Source organism: Pseudomonas sp. PDM32, assembly GCF_019219225.1.
Taxonomy (GTDB): domain Bacteria; phylum Pseudomonadota; class Gammaproteobacteria; order Pseudomonadales; family Pseudomonadaceae; genus Aquipseudomonas; species Aquipseudomonas laurylsulfatiphila.
This window is the reverse complement of the sequence record NZ_JAHUWE010000008.1, coordinates 322,224-334,206: the sequence shown is the minus strand read 5'-3', so window position 1 is coordinate 334,206 and position 11,983 is coordinate 322,224. Positions and strand designations below refer to the sequence as shown.

General features: G+C 61.1%; 10 protein-coding genes. All 10 read left to right on the top strand.

Annotated features, from left to right (window positions below; genetic code table 11):
• Positions 1-316: 316 nt before the first annotated feature.
• The 10 genes from KW846_RS17615 (at position 317) to icmH (ending at position 11,978) form a co-directional block, all read left to right on the top strand.
• The gene (locus KW846_RS17615; protein ID WP_007978741.1) at positions 317-1,069 is read left to right on the top strand and encodes a hypothetical protein; all 753 of its coding nucleotides are present in this window, start codon (positions 317-319) and stop codon (positions 1,067-1,069) included.
• A 68-nt stretch (positions 1,070-1,137) separates the two neighbouring features.
• On the top strand, positions 1,138-1,671 hold the full coding sequence (tssB, locus tag KW846_RS17610) for a type VI secretion system contractile sheath small subunit (protein ID WP_007978739.1): 534 nt from the start codon (positions 1,138-1,140) through the stop codon (positions 1,669-1,671).
• A 10-nt stretch (positions 1,672-1,681) separates the two neighbouring features.
• Entirely contained in the window at positions 1,682-3,184 is a 1,503-nt protein-coding gene (gene tssC, locus KW846_RS17605; RefSeq protein WP_007978737.1) for a type VI secretion system contractile sheath large subunit, read from the top strand.
• 25 nt (positions 3,185-3,209) lie between these two features.
• Positions 3,210-3,692, top strand: a complete 483-nt coding sequence (gene tssE, locus KW846_RS17600) for a type VI secretion system baseplate subunit TssE (protein ID WP_102701753.1) — start codon at positions 3,210-3,212, stop codon at positions 3,690-3,692.
• Positions 3,692-5,524 (top strand): type VI secretion system baseplate subunit TssF, encoded by a 1,833-nt coding sequence (tssF, locus tag KW846_RS17595; RefSeq protein WP_218483810.1) that lies wholly within the window; start codon positions 3,692-3,694, stop codon positions 5,522-5,524. The genes tssE and tssF overlap by 1 nt, the downstream gene beginning before the upstream one ends.
• Positions 5,488-6,558: a type VI secretion system baseplate subunit TssG gene (gene tssG, locus KW846_RS17590; RefSeq protein ID WP_218483808.1), complete on the top strand. Its 1,071-nt coding sequence runs from the start codon at positions 5,488-5,490 to the stop codon at positions 6,556-6,558. Before tssF ends, tssG begins: the two co-directional genes overlap by 37 nt.
• Positions 6,555-9,158: a type VI secretion system ATPase TssH gene (gene tssH / locus KW846_RS17585; protein WP_218483805.1), complete on the top strand. Its 2,604-nt coding sequence runs from the start codon at positions 6,555-6,557 to the stop codon at positions 9,156-9,158. Before tssG ends, tssH begins: the two co-directional genes overlap by 4 nt.
• 23 nt (positions 9,159-9,181) lie before the next feature.
• Positions 9,182-9,928, top strand: a complete 747-nt coding sequence (gene tssJ, locus KW846_RS17580; RefSeq protein WP_218483792.1) for a type VI secretion system lipoprotein TssJ — start codon at positions 9,182-9,184, stop codon at positions 9,926-9,928.
• Positions 9,925-11,268: a type VI secretion system baseplate subunit TssK gene (gene tssK, locus KW846_RS17575; protein ID WP_007978722.1), complete on the top strand. Its 1,344-nt coding sequence runs from the start codon at positions 9,925-9,927 to the stop codon at positions 11,266-11,268. Before tssJ ends, tssK begins: the two co-directional genes overlap by 4 nt.
• Positions 11,265-11,978: a type IVB secretion system protein IcmH/DotU gene (gene icmH / locus KW846_RS17570; RefSeq protein WP_102701748.1), complete on the top strand. Its 714-nt coding sequence runs from the start codon at positions 11,265-11,267 to the stop codon at positions 11,976-11,978. Before tssK ends, icmH begins: the two co-directional genes overlap by 4 nt.
• The last annotated feature ends 5 nt before the right edge of the window (positions 11,979-11,983 follow it).

The following is an 11,983-nucleotide window of genomic DNA, read 5'->3' as shown; positions in this document are numbered from 1 at the left end:
TTCAGACACTTTCGCCATTCAGATCCAGCAAGTGATGGCAACAAGACATCATTGCGACCTGTATCAAAAAAAAGAAAAAATCCGCGCCTCGTAGGAACTTTCCTACACATCCTGTTGCCATACACGACGTTACTGGCAACTCGATATCCATATGCCAGCATCGCACTCCCAATGATTCCTGGCAGTGTGATTTTTTGATGTCAAACATCAGCAATCACAACTCGTGAACAGGTGTTCACTCGAGAAATTAGTCGCTCCGCACCCACTCCCGTTATATCCGGGTAGTGGTCGCGAAGTGTTCAAGGACGATGTACCGATGACTCAGACGTTTTTTGATGTTGAAGCATTGATCCAGCTGCGAAGCCAGACCCGGGCCATTTCCGATGCGCTCAAGGCGCAGGCCTCGGATTACCTGGCGACCCTGGCTTTGCTGATTCGTCCGCAAGCGTTTTTCGGTGAATACCTGCAAGGTGCGCAACGCAGCAGCGGGCGCGAGACCCAGCACCATTTCAAGGAACTCAAGGAGCTCTTCGACCGCATTGGCTCGGCCGCGCCGTTCCAGCTGGTCAATGAACTCGAAGTGCCCCTCAACCTGCTCAGTACGACCCCGCAATTGTTTGCGCTGGAGTACGACAAGGTGCTGTCCCAAAGCGGTCAATCCATTCGCATCACCAGCCCCGTGCGCTGGGTGGTGGGCTTCAGTTCGTTCGACCTGGCCCGTTTTCGCACCGTCATCAAAGACCCCAATCGCAGCAGCGCCGAGCTGTACCGCTTCGTGGTGCATTACCTGGTGCTGTTCTACTGCCTGAGCAAGTCGCCCGGCATCAGCCGTCTGCTCGAAGGCCTGCGTTTCCCCGTCAGTTTCGAACGCTTGAAGGAGTTCGGCGACCTGCCCTTCTGCGTCATCAGCTCGCCGGTTCGCTCGCAGTTGCCCGACGAGGCCGTGATCCGCAGCAGCACCCAGATCGCCGGCAACACCAGCTTCGAAGAGTTGGTGGGGCACGCCAACATCATGGAAATGAACGATGAAATCCGTCAGCGCCTGCTGCTGACGATCGAAGGAATGTAACGCGCTCGGCCACCCATTGAACCGACACGCAAACGACTTGCAGCGAATTGTTCGCACAGGAGATCACGATGGCGAAGAAGGAAAGTACCCAGCACAAACTCGACCGCGTCCGCGCGCCTCGGGTCCATATCACCTACGACGTGGATATCGGTGACGCTCAGGAAAAGAAAGAGCTGCCCTTTGTCGTCGGTGTGCTGGGCGATTTCTCCGGCAACCCGCTGGAGCCGCTGCCGAAGCTCAAGGATCGCAAGTTCATTTTCATCGACCGCGACAACTTCAACGGCGTGCTCAAGGGCATCAAGCCGCGCCTGACCTACCGCGTCGACAACACCCTGGCGAAAAACGGCACGCAGCTGGGCGTCGAGCTCAACTTCAACGCCCTCGAAGACTTCGAACCGCAGAACGTGGTCAAGCAGGTCGAGCCGCTGCGCAAGCTGCTGGAAGTGCGCAACAAGCTGGCGGACCTGCGCAACAAGATGGGTGGCAACGACAAGCTCGAAGAGCTGCTGATGGACGTGTTGCAGAACACCGAGAAGTTGAAAACCCTGGGCAAGGAATTCGGCCGTGAAGCCGCCGTTCCGGCCACCGACGGCAAAGCGTAGGAGCCTGACGATGAACGACAAGCAAACCGTGACTCAACAGGACAGCACGCTGGTTGAAGTGGACAGCTTCACCGCGCAATCCTCGTTGCTCGACAGCATCATTTCCGAAAGCCGCGTGGCCCGTTCCGAGACTGAACGCACCCGTACCCGCGACCTGATCGGCGAACTGGTCAACCAGATCCTGGAAGGCGAAATGACGCCGAGCAAGGACCTGATCGCCGTGCTCGATGCGCGCATCGCCGAGATCGACGCGATGCTCTCCGAACAGATGAACGAAATCATGCACGCCAGTGAGTTCCAGCAGCTGGAAGCCTCCTGGCGCGGCCTGAAGTATCAGGTGGACCAGACCGAGACCAGCACCACGCTGAAGATCCACTTGCTCAACGCGTCGAAGAAAGACCTGGTGCGCGACCTCAAGGCCGCTTCCGAATTCGACCAGAGCGCGCTGTTCAAGAAGATCTACGAAGAAGAATACGGCACCTTCGGCGGTGCACCGTTCGGCATGCTGCTGGGTGACTACGAGTTCAACCGCAGCCCGGAAGACATGTACCTGCTCGAAGAGATTTCCCACGTCGCCGCGGCCGCCCATGCGCCGTTCATCTCGGCGGCTTCGCCTGAGCTGTTTGGCTGGGATTCGTTCACCGACATGTCCGGCCCACGGGATCTGGCGAAGATTTTCGACACCGTCGAATACGCCAAGTGGAAGTCGTTCCGTGCTTCCGAAGACTCGCGTTATGTCGGCCTGACCCTGCCCCACGTGCTCGGTCGCCTGCCTTACGGCCCGGATACCACGCCGGTCGAGGAATTCAACTTCGTCGAAAGCGTCGACGGACGCGACCACAACAAGTACCTGTGGATGAACGCCGCCTACGCGCTGGGCACCCGGGTCACCGATGCGTTTTCCCGTTACGGCTGGTGCGTGGCGATTCGTGGCGTCGAGGGTGGCGGTCTGGTGGAAGGCCTGCCGACCCACACGTTCAAGACCGATGACGGTGAAATCGCCCTTAAGTGCCCGACCGAAATCGCGATCACCGACCGCCGTGAAAAAGAGCTGTCGGACCTCGGCTTCATTCCGCTGGTGCACTGCAAAGGCACGGACTACGCCGCGTTCTTCGGCACCCAGTCGGCGCAGAAGCAGAAGCAGTACAACACCGACATCGCCAACGCCAACGCCCGGCTTTCCGCGCAGTTGCAGTACATCTTCGCCACCTCGCGCATCGCCCACTACATGAAGGCGATCATGCGCGACAAGATCGGCAGCTTCGCCTCGCGCAAGGACGTCGAGCTGTTCCTCAACAAGTGGCTGTCGAGCTACGTGTTGCTGGACGACACCGCGAGCCAGGAAGCCAAGGCCAAGTTCCCGTTGCGCGAAGCCCGCGCCGAGGTGTTCGAAGTGCCGGGCAAGCCGGGGGTGTACAAGGCCGTGACCTACCTGCGCCCGCACTACCAACTGGACGAGCTCACCGCTTCGTTGCGCCTGGTCGCTGAATTGCCGCAATCGACCCGCGGCTGATCGAGCACATTGCCAGGGAGGCAATATGAGTAGTCAACACAAGCTGTTGCCATCACTGCTGGACCGGTTGCTGGACGATCGTCCGCACCAGTCCATCGAAGCGTCATCGCAGCGCTTGTGTTCGCTGGCCGATTACAAGGCCAGCATCGTTCGCGACCTGGAGATCCTGGTCAACACCCGCCAGTCCCTGGTCGCCAACGAGCTGGAAGGTTTCGTCAATCTGGGCGGCACCATCCTCGACTACGGCATGCCGGATTTCACCAGTCGCAGCGTGCTTGACCCCAAGGATCGCCTGTTGATCCAGCGGCAGCTGGAGAAGGCGATCTCGGTCGGCGACCGGCGCTTTCGCAGCGTCAAAGTCCAACTGCTCGCCCAACAGACCGGCCAACGCATGCTGACCTTTCGCGTGGACGCGGTCCTGCGCCTGCAGGACGTCACCCGTCAGGTGTCCTTCGACGCGGTGCTGCAGGTCAACACCCAGGAATACAAAGTGCAGAACCTCAACTGATGCTCGACGATCTGCTGCCCTATTACGAAAAGGAACTGTCGCACCTGCGCTTTTTGGGCCAGGAGTTTGCGAGCCAGTATCCGAAAATCGCTTCGCGGTTGCTCATCGAGGGCGATAACTGCGAAGACCCGCATACCGAGCGCTTGATCGAAGCCTTCTCGTTCCTGTCTGCACGCGTACACAAAAAACTCGACGACGAGCTGCCGGAAATCGTCGAGTCGTTTCTCGAAGTGCTGTACCCGCACTACCTGCGCCCTACCCCGTCGATGTCGATCGTCGAGTTCAACCTGGGCAAGCAGGAAAAAGTGACCGAAGCCTTCCACGTGCCCCGGCATACCGAAATCAGTGCCAACCCGATCGATGGCGTGGTGTGTAAATTCCGCACCTGCTACCCGGTCGAGCTGTGGCCGGTGGCGGTGCAACAGGCGTCGTTCATCGAGATGGAACGTTCGGCGTTCAACGGCCACAGCGCTGACCTGGTCGCACGCTTGCGCATCGGCCTGGTGGCGACCGGCGACATGATGTTCGGCAAGCTGGAACTGGACCGCCTGCGGTTCTTCCTCGACGGCGAAAGCACGTTGATGCTGCAACTGTACGAACTGCTGTTCAACAACCTGGCCAAGGCCACGCTGACCTTCGAAGATCAGGGCCGCACCCGCGAAGTCGCCTTGCCGGCCAACGCACTGAAAACCGTCGGCTATGGCCTGGACGAAGGCCTGGTGGATTACTCGGAGCGCTCGTTCCTCGGTTACCGCCTGCTGCACGAGTACTTCACCTTCCCCGACAAGTTCATGTTCTTCGACCTGTCGGGCTTTGCACGGATTCTGGCGGGCAAGGAGGTCGAGAAAGTCGAGGTCAATTTCTACTTCTCCGACTATGACCTGAACGACCGCCTGGCGCGCCTGACGCAGAACATCGGGCGCAATAACTTCAAGCTCAATTGCACGCCGATCATCAACCTGTTCCGCCAGCAGGCCGAGCCGATCAAGTTGACCCACGCCCAGCACGAGTACGCGGTGACGCCGGATGTGCGCCTGCAAAGCTCGGCCGAAGTGGTGTCCATCGATCGCGTGCGGCGCGTGCGCAAGGTGGGCAGCATCGACCAGGTGGGCACTTGTCATCCGTTTTTCGAGCCCCGTGGCGATCAGGGTCCGGGCCAGAGCTTCTGGATTGCCCGCCGTCGAGCGGTACAGACCGGCCAGCGCGATGGCTCGAACGTGTTTATCCGGGTGGTCGATCGAGAACTGGGGCTGATGGAAGCCAACAACGATACGTTGAGCATCCGCCTGACCTGCAGCAACCGCGACCTGCCCCTGATGCTGCCTTTCGGTGGCGAGCGCGGCGATTTCACTATCCCGGGCAACTCGGTGATCAAGGACATCCGTTGCCTGCGCAAGCCCACCGCCACCGCTCGCGTGCCGCTGGGCAACGGCGTGATCTGGCGACTGATTTCGCACCTGTCGCTGAACCATATGTCGCTGGTGTCCCGTGGTCGCGAAGTGCTGCTGGAGCTGTTGTCGCTCTACAACTACCGCAACCTGTCGGCACTGCGCAAACAGATCAACGGCATCGTCTCGGTGAGCAGCGAGCCGGTGGTGGCGCGCATCGGCCACCCGCGGCCGAACTTCGTGCGCGGCGTCGGCATCACCCTCAATTTCGATGAAAGCCAATACACCGGCAGCGGTGTGTTCCTGTTCGGCATGGTGCTCGATCACTTCTTTGGTCAGTACTGCAGCATGAACAGTTTTACCCAATTAACCCTTCGCACCTTGCAGCGCGAAAAGAGAGTCGTCCAATGGCCACCGCGAACCGGCGATCAACCCCTGGTCTGATCGACCAGGCAAGGGCTGAGCCGCACCGATTCGAGTTTTTCCAATTGGTGCGCCTGCTTCGCCTGCATTACAGCAGAACCGGGCGCATGGACCTGGAAACCCGACCGCACGAAGACCCTCTGCGTTTTCGCTCGCAGCTGTCGCTCAACTTCCCGGCCAGTGAAGTCAGCGATCTGCAGTTCGAGCGTGAAGGCAAGGTGTCCGTGGCCGGCCTGCCGCTGTCCGAGATGCAAGTCACCTTCATGGGCCTGGTCGGGCCCTCGGGTGTGTTGCCGCGCCCGTACACCGAGCTGTTGATCGAGCGGCACATCCAGTACCGCGATGACGCGGCCCATGCCTTCCTCGACATCTTTTCGCACCGCATGACCACGCTGTTCTACGAGGCCTGGCAAAAGTACAAGTTCTACATCGAGTACGAACGCAACGGTACTTCGGATTTCGATCGCTACCTGCTCAACCTGGTGGGTTTCGGCCCCGAGGCGCAGAAGCAGAAATTCGAGCGGCAAGGCTCGCCCTTGCGCCGTGAACTGTTCAGCTATTTCTCCGGGCTGTTTGCGCAAAAACCGCGCAACGCGTTGAACCTGGAAGCGATGCTGTCTTTTTATTTTTCGCTGCCGTTCAAGGTCAAGCCGTTTGCCGGTCGCTGGCTGAAACTCGACGCCGGCCAGTGCACGCAGCTGGGGCGCAAGAACGCCGTGCTCGGGCAAAGCGCCGTCGCCGGCAACCGGGTCTGGGACTACCAGTCGTGCGTGCGCATCGAGATGGGTCCACTGGAGTTGGCCGACTATCAACGCTTCCAGCCAGGCACCGAGGACTACCGGAAACTGGTGGAACTGGTGCGTTTCTATGTCGGTGCGGAACTCGACTTCCAGTTGGCGCCCAAGCTCAAACCCCAGGCCGTGCCCGTTGCCCGCCTGGGGCGCCAAGGCAACGTTTCGCTGGGCTGGCTCGGCTGGCTCAAGCGCCCGGACGCCGACGTCGAGCCATCCCGTTGTGCCCTCTTCCACATTCCTTTTGATGGGGTCTCCCTGTGAACCTGAAGTCCCTGTTTGCCAAGCTCAACGACACCAGCCGCGCCGCCACTGAAAGCGCCGCGGCCTTGTGCCTGTCGGAACACCATTACGATGTCGAAATCGAGCACCTGTTGTTGCAGTTGCTCGACAGTCACGACAACGACCTGCCGGCCATCCTGCGTCATTACGACGTGGTGCCCGAGCGCTTGCAGGCGCAGCTGGTGACGGCACTGGGGACGTTCAAGAAAGGCAATACGCGCACGCCGGCGCTGTCGCCGCACCTGACCCGCATGATTGAACAGGCGTGGGTCCTGGCCTCTATCGAATTCGGCCAGGCGCAGATCCGCACGGGTCATTTGCTGCAAGCCTTGCTCGATGACGACGAGCTGCGCCGCGTGGTGGTCGCCAGCGCCGCCGAGCTTGAGAAAATCAACGCTGACGACTTGCGCGTCAACCTCGGCGCGCTGGTGGACAGCAGCGCCGAGTCGAAACAGGCCAAACCGCTGGGCACATCCGACGTCGCCAGCGCCGGCACGGTAAAAGGCAACGGCAAGACCCCGGCCCTCGATCAATACACCATCAACCTCACGCAAAGCGCTCGCGAAGGTCGGATCGACCCGGTGCTGGGCCGGGAGTTCGAGGTGCGGCAGATGGTCGATATCCTGACCCGCCGCCGCCAGAACAACCCGATCCTCACCGGTGAGGCCGGCGTTGGCAAAACCGCCGTGGTCGAAGGCCTGGCCCTGCGCATCATCCAGGGCGACGTGCCGTCGGTGCTCAAGGGCGTCGCCATCCACACCCTGGACCTGGGCCTGTTGCAGGCCGGTGCCGGCGTGAAGGGCGAATTCGAAAACCGTCTCAAGTCGGTAATTGAAGAAACCAAGCGCAGCCTGCATCCGATCATTCTGTTCATCGACGAAGCGCACACCCTGATCGGCTCGGGTGGCCAGGCCGGGCAGAACGATGCCGCCAACCTGCTCAAGCCAGCCCTGGCCCGAGGCGAACTGCGCACCATCGCCGCGACCACCTGGGCCGAGTACAAGAAGTACTTCGAGAAAGATGCCGCACTGGCGCGGCGCTTCCAGGTAGTGAAGGTCGAAGAGCCGGACGAAGACAAGGCGATCCACATGCTGCGCGGCCTGCTGGCCAAGATGCAGGAGCATCACAAGGTCACGGTGATGGACGAAGCACTGGTGCAGGCGGTGCGCCTGTCCAATCGCTACATCACCGGCCGCCAGTTGCCGGACAAGGCCGTCAGCGTGCTGGACACCGCCTGTGCCCGGGTGGCCCTCGGTCAATCGGCGCAGCCGGGGCCGCTGGAAGACTGCAAACGCCAGATCGACAACCTGCAGGCGGAAATCGCGGTACTGCAGCAGGAAGCCGCCAAAGGCAGCGACCATGCCCGACGCCTGACCGCCCTCAATACCGAACTGCAAAGCGCACAGCAGACCCGCGACGCCCTCGAACAACAGTGGCAACGCGAACTGCAACTGGTGGAAAAACTCGGCGCCCTCAGCCACCCGGAGAATCAGACGCCGGATGCCCAGGAGATTGCCGCGGTGCGCGCCGAACTGGCCAGCGTCCAGGGTGAGCAACCGCTGGTGCATGCCCTGGTGGATGGCGGGACCATCGGCGAAGTGATTTCCGGCTGGACCGGCATTCCCTTGGGCAAGATGCTGCGCGACGAAATCGAAACCGTGCAGCGCCTGCCGGCGTTGCTGGGCGAGCGGGTGCTCGGCCAGGACCACGCACTGCACGAAATCGGCAAGCGCATCAAGATTTCCCGCGCGCGCATGGAAGACCCGAACAAACCTATCGGCGTGTTCCTGCTGCTCGGCCCGAGCGGCGTCGGCAAGACCGAAACCGCACTGGCGCTGGCCGACACCCTGTACGGCGGCGAGCGCAACGTCATCACCATCAACATGTCCGAGTACCAGGAAGCCCACACTGTCTCCAGCCTCAAGGGTTCGCCACCGGGCTACGTCGGCTATGGCGAGGGCGGCGTGCTGACCGAGGCGGTGCGACGCAAGCCGTACAGCGTGGTGCTGCTCGATGAAGTGGAGAAAGCCCACCCGGACGTGCTCGAACTGTTTTTCCAGGTGTTCGACAAAGGCGTGCTGGATGACGGCGAAGGTCGCGAGATCAACTTCCGCAATACCGTGATCATCCTCACGTCCAACACCGGCACCGACCGCATCATGCAGTGGTGCCTCAATGCTCAGCCGCAACCGACGCCACAGGACATCGTCGAAGGGCTGCGTGACGAGTTGAACCAGGTGTTCAAGCCCGCGTTCCTCGGCCGCCTGACCATCGTCCCCTACTACCCGGTCAAGGACGCGATTCTCGAGCGTATCGTCGCGCTCAAGCTTGCGCGCATCCGCCAGCGCTTCGAGCGCAATCATCAAGCGCAGTTGAGCTATGACGAGGCACTGGTCAAGGCGATTGCCTCGCGCTGCACCGAGGTCGACAGCGGCGCCCGCAACATCGACAACATTTTGTCCCAGACCCTGATGCCGGAACTGGCCCAACGGGTTCTGGAGCGCATGGCGCAGGACAAACCGATTCAGAGTTTGAGCATCGAGTTGGGCAGCGACGGCGATTTCGCCTATCGCCTGAACTGATCGGGCATTAACAGGTAGTGGTCATGGACAAGAGATATTCAGGGAAGCGTCCCGCGAGGACGACATTGGCCAAATGCCTGACGGCGGTGGCGATGATGACGGTACTCAGCGCGTGCGGCGTCACCGACCGGGTCGGCAAGCGGGTCGACAATACCTGGGCCGGCGACATGCTGTTCGAAGATAACGAGAAGGTCATCCTGACGTCCGACGGCGGCAATCAGCTCAATCCCGATGCGTCCGGCAAGCCGCTTTCGGTGGTGCTGCGGGTGTACCAGCTGACATCGCTGGAGCGCTTTGCATCGGTGGATGCCGACTCGCTGTGGGACGACCCGCAAAAGGCCCTCGGCAATACCCTGATCGAAAACCGCGAAATCACCTTGTTGCCGGGCATGGGGCAAGTCGACAAGTGGCCGCTGAACAAGGCGGCGGGCTATGTCGGCGTCGCGGCTTTTTTCCGCAACGACGAGAACAGCCGCTGGAAGGTCGCGTTCGACGCCAACTCCCTGCGCAAGGACGGCATCTGGTTCTCCTCCGACGGCTTGCGTGTGCTGGTGGACAACAACACGGTGTCTGCCGTCAGTGGTGTCGATGTCCTCGATAAACCCAAGACCCAGGAACAACTGGCCAAAGCCGCTGAGCAACCGGCCGAACCCACACTGACCGAACGCGTGCAGGACGCCGTGGTGCAGAAAGCCCAGGACCAGGCGAGTGCCTCCGCGCAAAAAGCCGTGGAGTCGAAATTGAATTCATTATTGGAAGGCGCTCAATGAGTAAGCAAAGCCGGGTGATGTGGTCCGAAGGCATGTTCCTTTTGCCACAACATTTCCAGTATCAGGATGAGTTCCACCAGCATCAGCTGGCGCAGGCGACCCTGCGCAACACGCCTTTTCACTGGGGCGTGCAGTTGCTCGAAGTGGACGAGGAAGCCCTCGCCACCGGCTCCCTGCAGCTCAAGCGCCTGAAGCTGGTGTTTCCCGACGGCAGCCTGTTCGACGCACCGCAGCACGACCCGCTGCCGGCGGCCCGTGACCTGAAGGACCTGCTCAAGGGCAACGACCTGAAGGTCTACGCCGCGCTGAAACTGCCCGAGCCATTCGGCCTCAATTACGTCGAAGACGGCCAGGAGCAGAAGACCGGGCGGCGCTTTCGCAAGCAGTTCGACACCTTGCCGGACCTCAACGAAGGCGACCTGGAAAACGAAATCACCAGCCTGCGCCTGAACGTGGTGATGCTGATCGACGGCGACAACCTCGATGGCTACACCTGGTGCCCGATTGCCCGGCTGTCGCGCAACAACATCGGCGGCTTCAACCTCGACGGGCATTTCGTGCACCCGACGCTGCACCTGGGCACCCACGACACCCTGGTCGGACTGGGCAAGCGTTTGCTCGGCGCCCTGCAATCCAAGAGCAAGGCGTTGTCGGGGCGTCGTCGCGAGCGCGCGGACCAGATCGCCGAATTTGGCTCCAGCGACGTCACCCTGTTCTGGCTGTTGAACACGGTGAACCGTGCCCACCCGAGCCTGGCGCACCTGCTCGCGCATCCGCGCCTGCACCCCGAGCGCTTGTATCTGTTCCTGGCCGAACTCGCCGGCGGCCTGCTGACGTTCTCGCTGGATACGCAGCTCAACGACATCCCCGAATACGACCACCACGACCCGGCGGCCTCGCTGGTCAAGCTCGACGAAATGATTCGCGTGCTGCTCGACAACGTCGTGCCGAACCAGTGCGTGGTGATCAACCTGACCCAGACCAAACCCTCTTACTGGCAAGGGCAATTGCACGACCCACGGCTGGCCGAGGCGGACTTCTACATCTCCGTGCACGCCGACATGCCGGGCGCAAGCCTGCTGGAGCTGGTGCCACGGGCGTTCAAGGTCGGCTCGCCGGAAGACATCGAAGTGGTGGTCAACAGCGCCATGCCCGGCGTCACCCTCAATCACTCGACCCGCCTGCCCAATGCGATTCCGGTGCGACTGGACAATCACTACTTCTCCATCGAGCCCCATGGCCGGGTGTATGAACGAATGATGAGCGCCCAGGCCATCTCTTTCTACGCGCCCAGCGCCTTCACCAACCTCAAGCTTGAACTGATGGCGGTACTCAAATGACCGAAGCCGTACTGCAAGGCGCCGTTGCGGCCGCCCGTGAAAAACCGACGCTCAAAGACCTGGTGCAAGACTTCATCAGCATGGCGCTGATCGTGCGCAAGGGCCGGCAAGTGACGTCGGTCAGCGCCTTCGAGGCCAGCGTCGACACCTTCTTCAAGGCACTGGAACGCGATGCCCGCAGCGCCAACTACAGCGTCGAACAAGTGAAGGACACCCAGTACGCCCTGTGTGCGTTCCTCGATGAAAGCGTGTTGCGCTCCGGGGACAACGAGTTGCGCCGGCACTTTGAATTGCAGCCGCTGCAGTTCCGCTATTTCGGTGTGCACCTGGCCGGCGAAGGCTTCTTCGAAAAAATCGATGCCCTGCGTGGCGACGTCAAACAGCACCTCGATGTGCTCGAGGTCTACCACCTGTGCCTGGCCCTGGGTTTCGAAGGCAAGTTCAGCCTCGGGCAAAAGGATCAGCTGCGTTACCTGGCCAATACCCTGGGCCAGGACATCGCGCGTTATCGCAAGACACCCAAGGCCCTCTCGCCTGACTGGGCGTTGCCAGACCAGGTCTCGCAAATGCTGCGCCATGAAGTTCCCCTCTGGCTCTACCTGGCGCTGATTGCGCTGGTCTGCGCAGGTGTCTACCTGACGCTGGACTGGTTGCTGGCCAAGGACGTAGCCGCGTTGTCCGAACAAATCAGCCAGCTGTTCAGTGCCTGAGCACA

What these genes read in the sequence shown, in the direction of transcription:
- KW846_RS17615 (WP_007978741.1), top strand. Translation starts at nt 317, where the DNA reads ATGACTCAGACGTTTTTTGATGTTGAAGCATTGATCCAGCTGCGAAGC.
- tssB (WP_007978739.1), top strand. Translation starts at nt 1,138, where the DNA reads ATGGCGAAGAAGGAAAGTACCCAGCACAAACTCGACCGCGTCCGCGCG.
- tssC (WP_007978737.1), top strand. Translation starts at nt 1,682, where the DNA reads ATGAACGACAAGCAAACCGTGACTCAACAGGACAGCACGCTGGTTGAA.
- tssE (WP_102701753.1), top strand. Translation starts at nt 3,210, where the DNA reads ATGAGTAGTCAACACAAGCTGTTGCCATCACTGCTGGACCGGTTGCTG.
- tssF (WP_218483810.1), top strand. Translation starts at nt 3,692, where the DNA reads ATGCTCGACGATCTGCTGCCCTATTACGAAAAGGAACTGTCGCACCTG.
- tssG (WP_218483808.1), top strand. Translation starts at nt 5,488, where the DNA reads ATGGCCACCGCGAACCGGCGATCAACCCCTGGTCTGATCGACCAGGCA.
- tssJ (WP_218483792.1), top strand. Translation starts at nt 9,182, where the DNA reads ATGGACAAGAGATATTCAGGGAAGCGTCCCGCGAGGACGACATTGGCC.
- tssK (WP_007978722.1), top strand. Translation starts at nt 9,925, where the DNA reads ATGAGTAAGCAAAGCCGGGTGATGTGGTCCGAAGGCATGTTCCTTTTG.
- icmH (WP_102701748.1), top strand. Translation starts at nt 11,265, where the DNA reads ATGACCGAAGCCGTACTGCAAGGCGCCGTTGCGGCCGCCCGTGAAAAA.